Source organism: Rhizobium giardinii bv. giardinii H152, from assembly GCF_000379605.1.
Lineage (GTDB): Bacteria > Pseudomonadota > Alphaproteobacteria > Rhizobiales > Rhizobiaceae > Pararhizobium > Pararhizobium giardinii.
Window position 1 is genome coordinate 285,154 of the sequence record NZ_KB902691.1, and the last position, 14,746, is coordinate 299,899.

At 64.2% G+C, this 14,746-nt stretch carries 15 protein-coding genes; 7 read left to right on the forward strand and 8 right to left on the reverse strand.

Going from position 1 to position 14,746, the window contains the following annotated elements; all coding sequences use genetic code 11:
• Positions 1 to 62: 62 nt before the first annotated feature.
• Both A3AY_RS0122965 and A3AY_RS0122970 read right to left on the reverse strand, forming a co-directional pair.
• On the reverse strand, positions 63 to 1,328 hold the full coding sequence (locus A3AY_RS0122965; RefSeq protein WP_018328033.1) for an ATP-binding protein: 1,266 nt from the start codon (positions 1,326 to 1,328) through the stop codon (positions 63 to 65).
• A 2-nt stretch (positions 1,329 to 1,330) separates the two neighbouring features.
• Positions 1,331 to 2,044, reverse strand: a complete 714-nt coding sequence (locus tag A3AY_RS0122970; protein ID WP_018328034.1) for a response regulator — start codon at positions 2,042 to 2,044, stop codon at positions 1,331 to 1,333.
• Between the two features lie 406 nt (positions 2,045 to 2,450).
• On the opposite strand from A3AY_RS0122970, the gene A3AY_RS0122975 reads away from it, so the two are divergent.
• Genes A3AY_RS0122975 through mnhG form a run of 6 tightly spaced genes read left to right on the forward strand, consistent with a single transcriptional unit; the run spans position 2,451 to position 8,468 of the window.
• Positions 2,451 to 5,363 carry a monovalent cation/H+ antiporter subunit A gene (locus A3AY_RS0122975; protein ID WP_018328036.1) on the forward strand — a complete coding sequence of 971 codons (2,913 nt, stop codon included), beginning with the start codon at positions 2,451 to 2,453 and terminating at the stop codon, positions 5,361 to 5,363.
• Positions 5,363 to 5,698, forward strand: coding sequence for a Na+/H+ antiporter subunit C (locus A3AY_RS0122980; protein WP_018328037.1), 336 nt, complete (start codon positions 5,363 to 5,365; stop codon positions 5,696 to 5,698). The genes A3AY_RS0122975 and A3AY_RS0122980 overlap by 1 nt, the downstream gene beginning before the upstream one ends.
• Positions 5,699 to 5,704: 6 nt before the next feature.
• Complete coding sequence (locus A3AY_RS0122985) at positions 5,705 to 7,321, forward strand: monovalent cation/H+ antiporter subunit D (protein ID WP_018328038.1); 1,617 nt, start codon at positions 5,705 to 5,707, stop codon at positions 7,319 to 7,321.
• A gap of 3 nt (positions 7,322 to 7,324) precedes the next feature.
• Entirely contained in the window at positions 7,325 to 7,813 is a 489-nt protein-coding gene (locus A3AY_RS0122990) for a Na+/H+ antiporter subunit E (RefSeq protein ID WP_018328039.1), read from the forward strand.
• Positions 7,810 to 8,091 (forward strand): K+/H+ antiporter subunit F, encoded by a 282-nt coding sequence (locus A3AY_RS0122995; RefSeq protein WP_018328040.1) that lies wholly within the window; start codon positions 7,810 to 7,812, stop codon positions 8,089 to 8,091. Before A3AY_RS0122990 ends, A3AY_RS0122995 begins: the two co-directional genes overlap by 4 nt.
• Positions 8,088 to 8,468 carry a monovalent cation/H(+) antiporter subunit G gene (gene mnhG, locus A3AY_RS0123000; protein ID WP_018328041.1) on the forward strand — a complete coding sequence of 127 codons (381 nt, stop codon included), beginning with the start codon at positions 8,088 to 8,090 and terminating at the stop codon, positions 8,466 to 8,468. Before A3AY_RS0122995 ends, mnhG begins: the two co-directional genes overlap by 4 nt.
• A 9-nt stretch (positions 8,469 to 8,477) precedes the next feature.
• On the opposite strand, the gene cobM is transcribed toward mnhG, so the two are convergent.
• Positions 8,478 to 9,236 (reverse strand): precorrin-4 C(11)-methyltransferase, encoded by a 759-nt coding sequence (gene cobM, locus A3AY_RS0123005; RefSeq protein WP_018328042.1) that lies wholly within the window; start codon positions 9,234 to 9,236, stop codon positions 8,478 to 8,480.
• Complete coding sequence (locus A3AY_RS0123010; protein ID WP_018328043.1) at positions 9,233 to 10,495, reverse strand: bifunctional cobalt-precorrin-7 (C(5))-methyltransferase/cobalt-precorrin-6B (C(15))-methyltransferase; 1,263 nt, start codon at positions 10,493 to 10,495, stop codon at positions 9,233 to 9,235. The genes cobM and A3AY_RS0123010 overlap by 4 nt, the downstream gene beginning before the upstream one ends.
• On the opposite strand from A3AY_RS0123010, the gene A3AY_RS0123015 reads away from it, so the two are divergent.
• Positions 10,494 to 11,264, forward strand: coding sequence for a cobalt-precorrin-6A reductase (locus A3AY_RS0123015; RefSeq protein ID WP_018328044.1), 771 nt, complete (start codon positions 10,494 to 10,496; stop codon positions 11,262 to 11,264). The genes A3AY_RS0123010 and A3AY_RS0123015 overlap by 2 nt on opposite strands.
• Here A3AY_RS0123015 and A3AY_RS0123020 read toward each other — a convergent pair.
• Genes A3AY_RS0123020 through cobG form a run of 4 tightly spaced genes read right to left on the reverse strand, consistent with a single transcriptional unit; the run spans position 11,228 to position 14,728 of the window.
• Positions 11,228 to 11,992, reverse strand: coding sequence for a precorrin-3B C(17)-methyltransferase (locus A3AY_RS0123020; RefSeq protein WP_018328045.1), 765 nt, complete (start codon positions 11,990 to 11,992; stop codon positions 11,228 to 11,230). The genes A3AY_RS0123015 and A3AY_RS0123020 overlap by 37 nt on opposite strands.
• Positions 11,989 to 12,726, reverse strand: coding sequence for a precorrin-2 C(20)-methyltransferase (locus A3AY_RS0123025; protein WP_018328046.1), 738 nt, complete (start codon positions 12,724 to 12,726; stop codon positions 11,989 to 11,991). Before A3AY_RS0123025 ends, A3AY_RS0123020 begins: the two co-directional genes overlap by 4 nt.
• Complete coding sequence (locus A3AY_RS0123030) at positions 12,723 to 13,355, reverse strand: precorrin-8X methylmutase (protein WP_018328047.1); 633 nt, start codon at positions 13,353 to 13,355, stop codon at positions 12,723 to 12,725. The genes A3AY_RS0123025 and A3AY_RS0123030 overlap by 4 nt, the downstream gene beginning before the upstream one ends.
• A 2-nt stretch (positions 13,356 to 13,357) precedes the next feature.
• Positions 13,358 to 14,728: a precorrin-3B synthase gene (gene cobG, locus A3AY_RS0123035; protein WP_018328048.1), complete on the reverse strand. Its 1,371-nt coding sequence runs from the start codon at positions 14,726 to 14,728 to the stop codon at positions 13,358 to 13,360.
• Positions 14,729 to 14,746 lie beyond the last annotated feature (18 nt).

Below are 14,746 nucleotides of genomic sequence, written 5' to 3' on the forward strand. Positions count from 1 at the left end.
GTTCCGGTAGTACTGTCCTCGTCGTTCTTTAAAGACACAGAAGGCCGCAGCGAAGGCTGCGATCAATCCTGCGCCGGCGTGCACAGCGGCAGGCGAACGGTCTGCAGGAGACCGCCCTCGCGACGGTTGACGATAGTGATGCTGCCACCGTGATTTTCGATAATCTCGCGCGAGATGGCGAGACCGAGACCGGCGCCGGGCACAAGCTGCCGGCGTGCCTGATCGACGCGGAAGAACGGCTCAAAGACCCGGTCGAGAAGGTTCTGGGGGATGCCGGGGCCGCTGTCGGAGATCGTCAGCTCGGCTTCCTCACCATTGCTGGACAGAACGACGGCGGCACCCCGACCATGGGTGGCGGCATTCACCACAAGATTGCGGATGGCGCGCTTCAACGCAAAGGGCGCCCCCTTGACCAAGGCGCGCGCGATCGCCCCTTGCTCCACGGGCAGTTCCGTCTCTCGGATTTCCTCAGCGACCGAGCGCAGAACGGCGTCCAGCGACACTTCCTCCTGTGCAGCGGGGCTCACTTCCTCGCGCACCAGCCGAATGGCGCTGTCGGCGATATGATCGAGTTCCTCGAGATCCTTCAGCCAGGATTGCCGGTCGTCGCCATCGCTCACGAACTCCGCCCGAAGGCGCATGCGCGTCATTGGCGTGCGCATGTCATGGCCGGCGGCCGCGATCATGCGCATGCGGCTCGATACCGCGGCATTGAGGCGCGTCGACAGGCGATTGATGGTCTTTGCGGTCGTGCGCACTTCCATCGGCCCCGTTTCCGGCAGTTCCGGAATGATGCCGTCGGGGCGGATCTTGGCGATCGTCTCGTCGAGGATGCGCAGCGGCCGCATCATCACGTTGCTGGCATATATCGCGATGCCCGCCATGCCGGTTGCGACGAGGGCGAGGTAGGCCGCAAGCGGCAGAAACGGAAATGGGCCAGGCCCAGGGCCCGGGAAATCCAGATAGGCCCAGCGGTCGCCATCCAGACGAACGGCAATAGCCTTGGAATGTGGCCCGAAGCTTTCCAGCACGAGGGTCTCCGAGGTGTAGCCCTCGCGGCTCGCTTCGGCGCGAACATGCTCGGTCTCCTCGCGATCGATGCGGTACTGCGGCGGCCTCTCACGTATCCGGATGTGCATCTTTTCCGCGACCGACGGATCGGCGCGCAGCAACAGTGACGTCAGCTCCGCCTTTTCCGCCAGGGCCCGGTCGAACATGGCTTCCGGTGGCTTGCGCAGCAATGTCGCCGTCACGAAGGCGGCGACGACCAGCACGAGAACGACCGAAATCACCAAAAGCGCGGTAAACCGGGTGCGCAGCGACCACATTGCTAGTTGCTTTGCTCAACGGGAACCGCAAGCTGATAGCCCTTGTTGCGCACGGTTTTCAGGATGTTGAACACGCTCGCATCGCCGAGCTTGCGGCGCAACCGGCTGACCAGAATGTCGATCGAACGATCGAAGGGATCGGCGACGCGGCCTTGCGTCAGATCGAGCAGCGAATCCCGCGACAGGACGCGGCCAGGACGCTGGAGAAACACCATCAGCAATTCGAACTCGCCGCCGGTCAGATCGACGGGCGTGCCGTCGGGAGCAAGCAAAGTGCGGCTTCCGATATCCGCGACGTAATCGGCAAAGACATATTGCCGCCCGCCTGCGGGCTGCGGGTCGCTGCGACCCCGCCGCAGCACCGCACGAATGCGCGCGGCAAGTTCACGTGGATTGAACGGCTTGCCGAGATAGTCGTCGGCGCCGAATTCGAGACCGATGATCCGGTCGACATCTTCCTTCAGCGCCGTGAGCAGGATGATCGAGAGCTTCGGCATGCGCTCGCGCAGGACACGGCAGAGATCGAGGCCCGAACCGTCCGGCAACATGACGTCGAGAACGAGAAGATCGATCTTCAACTCCGTAAGCTTTGCCTCACATTCGCCCTTGCTGCCCGCAAGGCTGACACGGAACCCCTGCCCGTCGAGATATTTTCCGAGCAGCCGGCGGATTTCCGGATCGTCATCGACAACGAGAATATGCGCTAGTGTATCCATGCCGCAGTTATACCAGCAGCAAACCAAAACGCACGCGATCCAGTCGGGCCACACGGCCGATTTCCGTCTCGAAATATTTCTGCCTGCCTGAAGATTACGTTTCGTTACAAAACCGCCGCCTGAACATTTCCCGGCATGCTCCGATCGACGCGCAGCCGCGGGTGAAACGGCCGCGGCCGATGCAGCACTTTCAGGAGCAACGAATTGCCGCAGCCGTCATTTTTTATCATGGCGGCGGGTTGGCATCGGGGTGGAAAGCAGACATAAAAACACAATGCCCTTGCGCCGTTTCGCGGCGCGCTTCGGGCGCGATCCTCGCGCACAGATGCCAGGGCATTCGCAGACCCCTTGCGGTCTTTCCAGTCGAAAACTTTAAGGAAACGGGCACATAGAGATCGCGGAAACATTGCTCCTGGTCCTGGTCCTCGCACCTTTCGCGGGAAGCCTCGCTGCAATCTGCATTCCGACCGACAAGGCTACGCCCGCCGCCTGGCTTTCCGGAGGTGTTGCCCTCTTTTGTCTTGCGACAGCGGCCGGTCTCTATCCCGTCATCGCCTCCGGCAGGGTCCTTCGCTACGATGTGCATTGGCTTCCGGAATTCGGGCTAAATTTCACCCTGCGCATGGACGGCTTCGCCTGGATGTTTGCGAGCCTGGTGACGGCGATCGGCTTGCTCGTCGTTGTCTACGCCCGCTACTATATGTCGGCCAGCGATCCGGTGCCGCGTTTCTTCTCGCTGTTCCTAGCCTTCATGGGCGCGATGCTGGGCGTCGTCCTTTCCGGAAATCTCATCCTTCTGGCGATCTTCTGGGAGCTGACCAGCATCGTCTCCTTCCTGCTGATCGGCTACTGGCACCACAATGCGCACGCCCGCGAAGGCGCCCGCATGGCACTGACGATCACCGGCACCGGCGGCCTGAGCATGTTCGTCGGACTGATGCTGCTCGGCCATATCGTCGGCAGCTATGATCTCGATGTCGTCCTCTCCTCGGGCGACCTGATCCGCAGCGATCCGCTCTACACGACCGTGCTGGCCCTCATCCTGCTCGGCGCGCTGACCAAGAGCGCGCAGTTCCCGTTCCATTTCTGGCTGCCGCATGCCATGGCCGCGCCAACGCCGGTCTCGGCCTATCTGCACTCGGCGACGCTCGTCAAAGCGGGTGTCTTCCTGCTCACCCGGCTCTGGCCGGTCCTCGCGGGCACCGACGCCTGGTTCTGGATCGTCGGCCTGGCGGGGCTGAGCACGCTGCTGCTTGGCGCCTATTTCGCGATTTTCCAGCAGGACATGAAGGGCCTGCTCGCCTATTCGACGATCAGTCATCTCGGCCTGATCACCGTGCTGCTCAGCCTTGGCAGCCCGCTGGCTGCGGTCGCCGCGATCTTCCACACGATGAACCATGCGACCTTCAAGGCCTCCCTGTTCATGGCGGCGGGGATCATCGACCATGAAACCGGCACCCGCGACATGCGGCGGCTGAGCGGCCTCTTCCGACACATGCCGTTTACGGCAACGCTCGCCATGGTCGCCAGCGCCGCTATGGCCGGCGTGCCGTTGCTCAATGGCTTCCTGTCAAAGGAAATGTTCTTCGCCGAGGCGATCGAGACGCACAAATACAACATCCTCGACACGATGACGCCCTATGTGGCGACGCTGGCGAGCATGTTTGCCGTGACCTACTCACTGCGCTTCATCCACAGCGTCTTCTTCGGCCCGCAGCCCCACGACCTGCCGAAAATGCCGCACGAACCGCCGCACTGGATGCGCGCGCCGATCGAATTCCTGGTGTTCGCCTGCCTGGTCGTCGGCATCGTCCCCTCCTGGACCATCGGCCCCTTCCTGCATACGGCCGTCAAATCTGTGCTTGGCGATGCAACGCCGGTCTACAGCCTCGCGATCTGGCATGGCTGGAACCTGCCGCTGTTCATGAGTGTGATCGCGCTTGTCGGCGGTGTCGGCCTGTTCCTGATCATGAAGCGCTACCTCGCCACCAGCGTCGAAGGGCCGCCGTTCTTTCGTCGCCTCGAGGGCCAGCGCATCTTCGAGCGCGTGCTCGTCACCCTGTCGTGGAAATGGGCGCGGTCGATCGAGATGCGGGCCGGCACGCGCCGCCTGCAGCCACAGATGCGCATCCTCGTTGCCGTCGCCTTGCTCGCTGGCGCGGTGACGCTGCTGACGCAAGGGTTCAAGCCGGCGGCGATCGTTCTGCGCAGCATCGATCCGGCCTTTGCGTTGATCTGGCTGATCGGCATGATCTGCGCCGTCGGCGCTGCCTATCAGGCGAAATTCCACCGGCTGGCGGCGCTGGTCCTGCTTGGCGGCGCGGGTCTTGTGACCTGCATTACCTTCGTCTGGCTTTCGGCGCCCGATCTCGCTGTTACGCAACTGCTTGTCGAGATCGTCACCACGGTGCTGATCCTGCTCGGCCTGCGCTGGCTGCCGAAGCGCATCGAAGACCCCAACGATCCGGAGATAATGACGTTTTCCACCCGCATGCGCCGTCTGCGCGATCTGGCTTTCGCCCTGTTTGCCGGCCTCGGCATGATGATCATCTCCTACACGATGATGAGCCGCGAGATGCCGGAGACGATTTCGAGTTATTTCCTCGAGCGCGCTTACAGCGAAGGCGGCGGCACCAATGTCGTCAACGTCATCCTCGTCGATTTCCGCGGCTTCGATACGCTGGGCGAAATCGCCGTGCTCTGCATCGTCGCGCTGACGGTGTTTGCCCTGCTTCTGCGCTTCCGCCCGGCGACCGAAAGCCTGGAAACGCCCGAACAGCAGCGCGTGCAGAACGCCTTCGACGACGAGCATCCGCACCGCAAGACGGGCGACAGCATCGCCGAATACCTGCTGGTGCCGTCGGTGATCATGCGCTGGATGTTCCCCGTCATCGGCATGCTTTCAGCCTTCCTGTTCTTCCGTGGCCATGATCTGCCGGGCGGCGGATTTGCGGCCGGCATCGCCATGTCGATCGGCTTCATTCTGCAGTACATGGCCGGCGGCACGCGGTGGGTCGAGGAAAGGCTGCGCATCCACCCGCTGCGCTGGATGGCGATCGGGCTCGTCATTGCGACGGCGACAGGCCTTGGTTCATGGCTGTTCGGCTATCCGTTCCTCACTTCGCATGCCCAGTACGCATCGCTGCCGATCATCGGCAAGATCCCGCTGGCGACCGCAATCCTGTTTGATCTTGGCGTCTTCTCACTGGTGCTCGGCGCCACCGTGCTGATGCTGATCGCGCTCGCCCACCAGTCGGTACGCGCACCGCGCGCCCAGCACGTCAGGGCCGCGAGAGCGGCGGCGAAGGAGAGCACCTAATGGAACTCGTGCTTTCCGCAGCCATCGGCGTACTGACCGCTTCCGGCGTCTGGCTGCTGTTCAGGCCGCGCACCTATCAGGTGATCATCGGCCTCTCGCTCCTCTCCTATGCCGTCAATCTCTTCATCTTCGGCATGGGACGTCTCAGGGTGAACGCGCCACCACTGCTCGAGCCGGGTGGCGCCGGTGGGCTCTTGACGCATACCGACCCCATTCCTCAGGCGCTGGTACTGACCGCCATCGTCATCGGCTTCGCCATGACGGCGCTCTTCCTCGTCGTGCTGCTCGCCTCGCGCGGCTTTACCGGAACCGACCATGTCGACGGCAGGGAGTAGCGCGGCATGAACGGGCTGCACCACCTGATCGTCCTGCCAATCCTCCTGCCGCTGGTGACAGCGGCGGTGTTGATCCCTGTCGACGAGCGCAATCGCACGACCAAGGGTGTCATCGGCTTCGTCTCGACCATGCTGGTCTTTCTCGCCGGCGTCGTTCTCATGCGCGCCGCCGCCACCTCCCAGCACGGCGCAAGCGTCTACCTGCTCGGCAACTGGCCGGCACCCTTCGGCATTGTCCTGGTGCTCGACCGCCTCTCGGCACTGATGCTGGTCCTGACCTCGGTGCTGGCGCTGGCGACGCAGGCGTTTTCGATGTCGAAATGGCATCGGACGGGCCACCATTTCCATTCGCTGTTCCAGCTCATGCTTGCCGGGTTGAACGGCGCTTTCCTGACCGGCGACCTTTTCAACCTCTTCGTCTTCTTCGAAATGATGCTGGCGGCGTCCTACGGGCTGCTACTGCACGGCTCGGGGCCGCTGCGCGTCAAGGCCGGCCTGCATTATATCGCCGTCAACCTTGCCGCCTCCTCGCTGTTCCTGATCGGCGTCAGCATGATCTATGGCGCGACCGGCACGCTCAACATGGCCGACCTTGCAATGCGGATCGGCACGATCGGCCCGGAAAGCCGGATGCTGATGGAGGCGGGTGCGGCCCTTCTCGGCATCGCCTTCCTCGTCAAGGCCGGCATGTGGCCGCTCGGCTTCTGGCTGCCCGCGGCCTATTCGGCGGCAACGCCGCCGGTCGCTGCGATCTTCGCCATCCTCACCAAGGTCGGCGTCTACATCCTCCTTCGCCTCTCGCTCCTGCTGTTCGGCAGCGATGCGGGGAACTCGGCCGGTTTCGGGCAACCGGTCCTGCTCTATGGCGGCTTGCTGACCATAGGTTTCGGCGCGATCGGCGTCCTTGCCTCGCAGGCGATGGGCCGGCTGGCAGGATACTGCGTCCTGGTCTCCTCCGGCACGCTGATGGCGGCCATCGGGCTTGGCAATGGCGCGGTCATCGGCGGCGCGCTGTTCTATCTCGTCAGTTCGACGCTGACGATCTGCGCCTTTTTCCTGCTGATCGAACTGGTCGAGCGTGCCCGTGACGCCGGCGCCGACGTCCTGGCCGTCACCATGGAAGCCTATGGCGATATCGACGAGAACGAGGAGGAAAAGGAGGAGGGCGTGGCGGTACCCGGCACCATGGCCGTGCTTGGCCTCTCCTTCTCGGCCTGCGCCATTCTCCTCTCGGGCTTGCCGCCACTCTCCGGCTTCATCGCGAAATTCGCGATGCTGCACGGCCTGTTCAATCCCGGCAGCTTCGGCGGTGACGCGCCTGTTTCGGGAGCGGAATGGACCTATACCGCGCTGCTCATCCTTTCCGGTCTCGCCGCGATGATCGCGATGAACCGCGTCGGTATCCGCACCTTCTGGACCTCGATCGAAGGCACCATCCCGCGCGTCTTCTTGATCGAGATCGCCCCGGTCCTCATGCTTCTGGCGGTTTGCGCCTTCCTGAGCCTGCAGGCCGGCTCGGCGATGCGCTATATGGACGCCACCGCCAAGGCGCTGTCCGAACCGCAAAACTACATCGGCCGGGTGATGTCGGCGCCGCGCGCCGGGCCGACGGGAGGGCAATGAGCGATGCGCTACTGGTTCCCCTATCCGCTGCTCTCCCTGTCGCTTCTCGCACTCTGGCTTCTGATCAACCAGTCGCTTTCGACCGGACATATCCTGCTCGGCAGCACGCTCGGCATTTCATGGGCCTGGATCATGGTCAACCTGCAGCCGGACAAGACCCGGCTGCACAAATTTCGCCGCATTGCCGTCCTCACCGGCCACGTCGCCATCGACGTGGTGCGCTCCAATCTCACCGTCATGCGCGTGATCCTGCGCAGCGGAAGCCGTCCGGTGAATTCCGGCTTCGTGGCGATCGACCTCAGCCTGCGTGACGACAATGCGCTGGCACTGCTCGCCTGTATCCTGACGGCAACGCCCGGCACGGCATGGCTGGAATTCGATCGGCAGACGGGCGTTCTCACGATCCATGTCCTCGATCTGGAAAACGGCGCGCGCTGGTCAGAGCTGATCAAGCGCCGTTACGAGGCGCCGCTGAAGGAGATTTTCGAATGAACGAGCTCTTCATCATCTGGTCGATTCTCGTCTCCCAGATATTGATCGGCCTGGCGATGGCATGCGCCCTGTTTCGCATCGTCCGCGGTCCGCGCGCGCAGGATCGCATCCTCGGCCTCGATGCGCTTTATATCAACGCCATGCTGCTGCTGCTGACATTCGGCATCCGCACCGCCAATTCGATCTATTTCGAGTCGGCGCTGATCATCGCCCTGCTCGGCTTCGTCTCCTCGATCGCCTTTGCAAAATTCCTGATGCGCGGCGAGGTGATCGAATGAGCCATTTGACCGACCTTCCGGTCTGGGCGGCGATCCCGGTCTGCCTGTTGCTTCTTGGTGGTTCGGCCATCACCCTGGTCGGCTCGATCGGGCTGATCAGGCTGAAGACCTTCTACGGCCGCCTGCATGCGCCGACGCTGAGCTCCAGCGCCGGCACCATCCTGATCTGCCTTGCCTCGATGATCGCCTTTGCCGTGTTGCAGAACCGCTGGATTTTCCACGAGGTCCTGATCGTCCTCTTCGTCATCCTGACGACGCCGGTGACGCTGATGCTGCTCGGGCAGTCGGCGCTCTATCGCGATCGCATCGAGGGGAGTACGGACGTGCCGCGCAAGACCACGGGTCCGGAGCCGGACCTGTCGGCAATCGATATCTGATCGCAAAGACTATTCGCGGCCGCGGAAGCGACGCTGGTAGGCGGCGTCATAGAGCGAGCTTTCACGAAAGCCGCTGGCTTCCAGCGTCCGGCCGACGAAGATCAGGGCCGTGCGCTCAATGGGCTCCGCCGCAACCTTGGCCTCGATATTGCCAAGCGTTCCCCGCACCACCCGCTCGTCCGGCCAGGACGCCTTGACGACGATGGCAACCGGGCAATCGGCGCCATAAAGCGGTGTCAGTTCCGCGACCACCTGTGGCAGTGCATGGATCGCCAGATGGATCGCCAGCGTCGCACCCGTCGCACCGAAACCGGCCAGCGTCTCCGCATTCGGCATCGGCGACGCACGGCCGGAAACACGGGTCAGCACGAGGCTCTGGGCGACGGCGGGAATGGTGAGTTCCCGGCCAAGGGTGGCGGCAGCAGCGGCAAAGGCGGGGACGCCCGGCGTCATCGTATAGTCAAGCCCGTGCTTCTCCAGCCGGCGGATCTGCTCGGCAACGGCGCTCCAGACCGAGAGATCGCCGGAATGCAGGCGTGCCACATCGTGCCCCTCTGCGGCAGCCCTGACATATTCGGCCTCGATCTCGTCGAGCGACATCGGTGCGGTATCGACGATACGGGCGTCCGGCGGACAATATTGCAGCAGCTCCGGCGAAACGATCGAGCCGGCATAGAGGCAGACCGGACAACGGGCGATCAGGTCCCGGCCGCGAACGGTGATCAGGTCCGCGGCACCCGGGCCTGCGCCGATGAAATGAACTGTCATGCTGTTTCCTCTTGAAATTCCGGCTTTGCCCATGACCATTGAGTCACCGGCATGGCCGGGCGCCAGCCTGTCATCGCTCCGACCGGCGATGCGCGGGCGATATCGATGCGGATCAGCGAGCCGCCCAGCCGGGCATGATGATCGAGAAGCACCGCTTCCATCTGCGTCGTCACGGCATTTGCGACCAGCCGGCCACCGGGCTTCAAAGCCGCCAGTGCCGCGTCCATGACACCGTCTTCGCTCCCTCCGCCGCCGATGAAGATCGCGTCCGGAGCCGGCAATCCGTTAAGCGCCGCAGGCGCCGTGCCTTGAACGACGCTGAGGCCCGGCACGCCGAAGTTCGCCGCGTTCCGCCTGATGCGTTCCACGCGTTCGGCAGAGCCCTCAACCGCGATTGCCTTCATGGCCGGGTCCGACAGCATCCATTCGATGCCGATCGATCCCGAGCCGGCGCCGATATCCCAGAGCAATTCGCCACGGCGCGGCGCCAGCGCCGACAGGGTCAGCGCGCGGATTTCACGCTTGGTGATCTGGCCGTCATGCTCGAACAGGCCGTCGTCGAGCCCCTTCGCCAGCGGCAGGACCCGCGCGCCTTCACCCGCCACGACCTCGACGGCGCAGATGTTCAGCGGGTTGACGGCGCTCAAGGCAAACTCGGACGCAATCTGCGCGGTAACCCGCTCATGCGCCCCGCCCAGAGCCTCGAGCACGGTCAATTTCGATTGGCCGAACCCGCTCCCCGCGAGCAACGCAGCCAGCGTCGCCGGGCCTTGCTCGTCCGAGGTCAGTGCCAGAACACGGCTGCCGGGCTGAAGATGGGGCCGGATCAGATCGATGGCACGGCCATGCAGCGAAACCGTCACCACGTCCTGCAGCGCCCAGCCAAGGCGGGAGGCGGCCAGACTGAAGGAGGACGGCGCCGGGAGCACCCGCATCTCGGTAGGATCGATATCCCGGGCGAGCGTGACGCCGACGCCGAAAAAGAACGGATCGCCGGAGGCGAGCACCACGACAGGCGTGCCGCGAAGCGCGACGACGGCCTCCATGGAACGTTCGAACGGGCTCAGCCACGCATGGCGCTCGCCATGGATCAGCGACCCCGCCAATTCCAGATGACGCGCCCCGCCGAAGACCTTTGAAGCCGCGGCAATCCACCGCTTGGCCTCGTCGCCGAGACCCGCTACACCTTCTTCGCCGAGGCCGATGATCGTCAGCCAGGGCGCACTTTTACCGGCAGACAGGGACTGGGCGTCAGACATGAGCAAACACCGCATCCTGATTCTCGGCGGAACGACCGAAGCGCGGCACCTGGCGACCGCCCTGGCGGATCGCGCGGATTGCGACCTGCTGCTGTCTCTGGCCGGACGAACGGCCGAGCCCCTGGCCCAGCCGGCACCCGTGCGCAGCGGCGGCTTTGGCGGCAGCGACGGCCTTGCCGCATTCCTCAAGACGGAAAAATTCGACCTGATGATCGACGCGACGCATCCCTTCGCGGCACGGATTTCGCAGAACGCGGCGATGGCGGCGAAGCGAACCGAAATCCCCTTCTTCGCGCTGCGACGTCCCGGCTGGGAACGGCGACCCGGCGACCGCTGGACCAGCGTTGCCTCGGTTGCCGAAGCAGCCGGCGTGCTGGGCGAGACGCCGAGACGCGTCTTCCTCGCCATCGGCCGGCAGGAGGCCTTCCACTTCGAAAGCGCGCCGCAGCACCACTATCTGATCCGCAGTGTCGATCCGGTCACGCCGCCGCTTGGCGTTCGCCATGCGCGTTACCTGCTCGCTACCGGCCCGTTCGAGGAAGAGGCGGAAAGGCAGCTTCTGATGATCAACCAGATCGAGGTCATCGTCGCCAAGAACAGCGGCGGCAAGGCGACCTACGGCAAGATCGCGGCGGCGCGCCGCCTTGGCATCGAGGTGATAATGGTCGAGCGCCAGGAGCCGGCCGATGTCCGCACCGTGGGTACCGTCGAAGAAGCGCTCGCCCTTGTCGATCACCTTTTCTCCCCGGAAATGAACCGCGGCGTATAGACGAGATCCGGCTTGCCCGGACGCGGGATGATCCGTGTTTCCGGCGAGCCGATGATGAGGCAGGTCGCCATGTCGGCCTTCTGCGCGTCGGCGCTTCCAAGCGGCATCACCAGCATGCGCTCGTCGGGACGCCCGGCGGCACGCCCGAAGATCACCGGCGTTTGCGCGGGAAGGACGCCGCGCAGGATGTCGAAGGCTTCGCCCAACTGCCAGGGCCGTGCCTTGCTGATCGGATTGTAGAGCGCGATCACCAGGCCGGCCTCCGCCACCAGCTTCAGCCGGCGCGTGATGACATCCCACGGCTTGAGGTTGTCGGAAAGCGAGATGGCACAGAAATCGTGGCCGAGCGGCGCGCCGATGCGGGCGGCGACGGCGAGCATGGCGGTGACGCCGGGCGTGACGACGAGGTCGATCGCGCGCCAGTCGTCCGGTCCCTTGTCGATTGCCTCGCAGATGGCTGCGGCCATGGCGAAGACGCCGGGATCGCCACCGGAGACGACGCAGACATTGACGCCTTCCGCCGCGTGGCGCAGTGCCGCCTGAGCACGATCGAGCTCTTCGCGATTGTCAGAGGCGATACGGTTCTGATCCGGGCGCAGCGACAGGCGGTCAAGATAGGGACCGTAGCCAAAGAAATCCGTCGATTTCGACACGGCATCGAGCGCTTCCGGCGTCATCTGCTGCGGACCGCCGGGGCCGGTGCCGATCACATAGAGCGTGCCGCTCATGGCCGATCCTTCCATCCGGGCACCAGCACCAGCGAGAAATAGGGCGCCTCGTCATCGGCCTTTTCAGCAAGCGGGATCATGGCGGAATTGGCCATTGTGCCGCGCTCGACGTAAACCGCCTGGGTGAGCTTGCCGGCGGCGGCGAGTGCCCGGCGGATCTTCGGCAGATTGCGGCCGACCTTCATGATCACGGCCGCTTCCGTATCGCCAAGACGGCGAACGAGCTGCGTCTCGGCCATCGTACCGGGAAGGACGGAGAGGACGTCATCGCCCTGCACGATCGGCAGGCCGGCGAGCGACCAGCAGCCGGACATGGCGGTGATGCCCGGAATGACCTCCACCGGGAAACGCCCGGCCAACCGCACATGCAGATGCATGTAGGAACCATAGAACATCGGATCGCCTTCGCTGAGGATGGCAACTGTGCGTCCGGCCTCCAGATGTTCGGCAACAGCCGCGGCCGAGGCATCGTAGAAGCCGGTGATCTGGCTCTTGTAGTCGTCGTGTTCCTTGTCGATCTCGATCGTCACCGGATAATAGAGCGGCAGCTCTATCAGGCCCGGCTTCAGCAACCCCTCGACCACGGCCCGGCCGTTGCCACGCCGCCCTTCCTTGGCGAAATAGGCGAGCACGTCGGCCACTTCCAACGCCTTGACGGCCTTGAGGGTCAGGAGCTCAGGATCGCCCGGACCGGTCCCGACACCGATCAGCCTGCCTGGCGAAACCGCGCTCACAGGCCGGGCCTCGCCAGCGAATTGACGGCAGCCGCCGTCATGGCGCTGCCGCCGAGGCGGCCGCGCACGATGGCAAAGGGCACGCCATAGGAATTTTCAGCCAGCGCGTCCTTCGATTCAGCCGCACCGACGAAGCCGACGGGCATGCCGATGATCGCCGCCGGTTTCGGCGCGCCGTCGCGCAGCAGTTCAAGCAGATAGAAGAGAGCCGTCGGGGCGTTGCCGATGGCAACGACTGACCCGGCCAGGCGCTCGACCCAGAGCTTCAGCGCTGCGGCCGAGCGGGTATTGCCGATCTCGCGGGCGATGTCGGCGGTCTGCGGCTCGCGCAGGGTGCAGATCACCTCGTTGTCGGCCGGCAGGCGCGCACGCGTAATGCCGTGGGCAACCATGAAAGCATCGCAAAAGATCGGCGCGCCGCTCTTGAGAGCGGTGCGGGCAGCGGAAACGAACCCGGGCGCGAACTGGAAATATTGAGCAGCCTCCACCGATCCGCAGGCATGCACCATGCGCACGGCGAGATCGGCCTCATCTTCGGAAAAGCGGGAAAGATCGGCCTCACTGCGGATAATTGCAAAGGAGCGCTCGTAGATGGCGTCGCCATCCCGGATGTAATCGTATTCAGGCATCTCTATCCCTGTCGAACCGCGGCGGCGATGACCTCCGCTCCGAGCCGTGTAAGGCAGGAGCGTGCCGATTCGCCAGCCCGTTTCCTCTCCCGCACCAGCGCCTCGAGGCGTTCCATCGCGGATCTTATCGTTTTCTCTTCGATGTAGGCGTTTGGCGCTGCCGAGGCGGCACCATTTACGACAAGGCCATAGCCTATTGGCGCAGCCGTGATCGTCAGCGCCGACGCCGACGGTTTGGCGCACCCTTTTGCGCAACCGGAGACGTGGACGGTCAGCGAGCCATCGAGAAGCGACGGCGCAGCGTCGATCACCGCTTGCGCTGTAACGCGCGTATCGAACAAGGCGGAAGCACAGGCACCCGCACCGGCACAGGCAGCGATGTGATTGCGCGGATCGAGCGGAAACGCTCTGAAACCATGGCCCAACGCTAGGGCCTGGGCGGCAGCGACCCGGTCGAGGGCCATTCCCAAGACCATCAAGGCGTGATCGGGCGCCAGGCGGATGTCCGTCGCGCCGAAAATCTCCAGCGCCTCAAGGAATGTTCGAAGCTCTCGTGCCCGGATTTGTCCGAATGCCAGGCCGAGCCCCAGGGCCCTGCCGTTTTCGCCAAGCTCATGAATGCCTGCAGAATTTGGCGCGGGCTCCACGGGCTCGACAGCGTCGACATCCGCCGCCGAGACCAAGCCGGCTTTCAGGATGGCGGCATCAAGGTCGCGCGCGCGGGCACTGTCGCCCATCGCAGCAAGCGATTTCAGAACGGACACGACGGCCGGGGTGACCAACGGCTCGTCCAGCACGGCGATCCGCTTGGCCGTCGCCTCCGTACCGGCAATGGCCAGCAGCCAAAATGTCTGTCCGTCGATCCGGACGGCGCGCAGGCGGATATCAGCGGTCACGCCACCGAGATGCAGGCGCCCGCCACCGTCAACCGTGATCGACAATTTCGGCGCAAGCACAAGCCGCGGCTGGCATGCCGCCACGGCTGCCCGCAGTTGCGCGGCGAGCGGCAACGGATCGACGATCTCGGAATCATCCAACCCTGCAAGGGGTGGTGTTTCGATCGCGAGGCCTTTGGCAATATCGATCCCTGCATCTGCTATTTTCGAGGCAAGAAACGGTACCATAGCGGCCGTCAGCCCGCGGATTTGCAGGCTCCCCCGCGCGGTGACTTCCAGAATGCCATTTCCGCAGACATCGGCCGCCTCCGCCAAGGCGACCAGTTCTTGCAGCGCAAAGCCCGGTTTTGCCGGGCGCAGACGCACCAGAAGGCCGTCGCCCGTCACCATTGGCGTTGCCAGCGACGGACAAGCGCCGCGGCGCATCGAGGATCGATGTCCGGCCGGATTTTCAACTGGTGCAGCACAGATCATCATCGCGTTTGGCTGGTCATC

Coding starts and splice junctions, on each gene's coding strand:
- A3AY_RS0123015 (WP_018328044.1), top strand. CDS start 10,494: ATGAGCAAACACCGCATCCTGATTCTCGGCGGAACGACCGAAGCGCGG.
- cobM (WP_018328042.1), bottom strand. CDS start 9,236: ATGACAGTTCATTTCATCGGCGCAGGCCCGGGTGCCGCGGACCTGATC.
- mnhG (WP_018328041.1), top strand. CDS start 8,088: ATGAGCCATTTGACCGACCTTCCGGTCTGGGCGGCGATCCCGGTCTGC.
- A3AY_RS0122965 (WP_018328033.1), bottom strand. CDS start 1,328: ATGTGGTCGCTGCGCACCCGGTTTACCGCGCTTTTGGTGATTTCGGTC.
- A3AY_RS0123010 (WP_018328043.1), bottom strand. CDS start 10,495: ATGTCTGACGCCCAGTCCCTGTCTGCCGGTAAAAGTGCGCCCTGGCTG.
- A3AY_RS0122990 (WP_018328039.1), top strand. CDS start 7,325: ATGCGCTACTGGTTCCCCTATCCGCTGCTCTCCCTGTCGCTTCTCGCA.
- cobG (WP_018328048.1), bottom strand. CDS start 14,728: ATGATGATCTGTGCTGCACCAGTTGAAAATCCGGCCGGACATCGATCC.
- A3AY_RS0122980 (WP_018328037.1), top strand. CDS start 5,363: ATGGAACTCGTGCTTTCCGCAGCCATCGGCGTACTGACCGCTTCCGGC.
- A3AY_RS0123020 (WP_018328045.1), bottom strand. CDS start 11,992: ATGAGCGGCACGCTCTATGTGATCGGCACCGGCCCCGGCGGTCCGCAG.
- A3AY_RS0122995 (WP_018328040.1), top strand. CDS start 7,810: ATGAACGAGCTCTTCATCATCTGGTCGATTCTCGTCTCCCAGATATTG.
- A3AY_RS0122985 (WP_018328038.1), top strand. CDS start 5,705: ATGAACGGGCTGCACCACCTGATCGTCCTGCCAATCCTCCTGCCGCTG.
- A3AY_RS0122970 (WP_018328034.1), bottom strand. CDS start 2,044: ATGGATACACTAGCGCATATTCTCGTTGTCGATGACGATCCGGAAATC.
- A3AY_RS0123030 (WP_018328047.1), bottom strand. CDS start 13,355: ATGCCTGAATACGATTACATCCGGGATGGCGACGCCATCTACGAGCGC.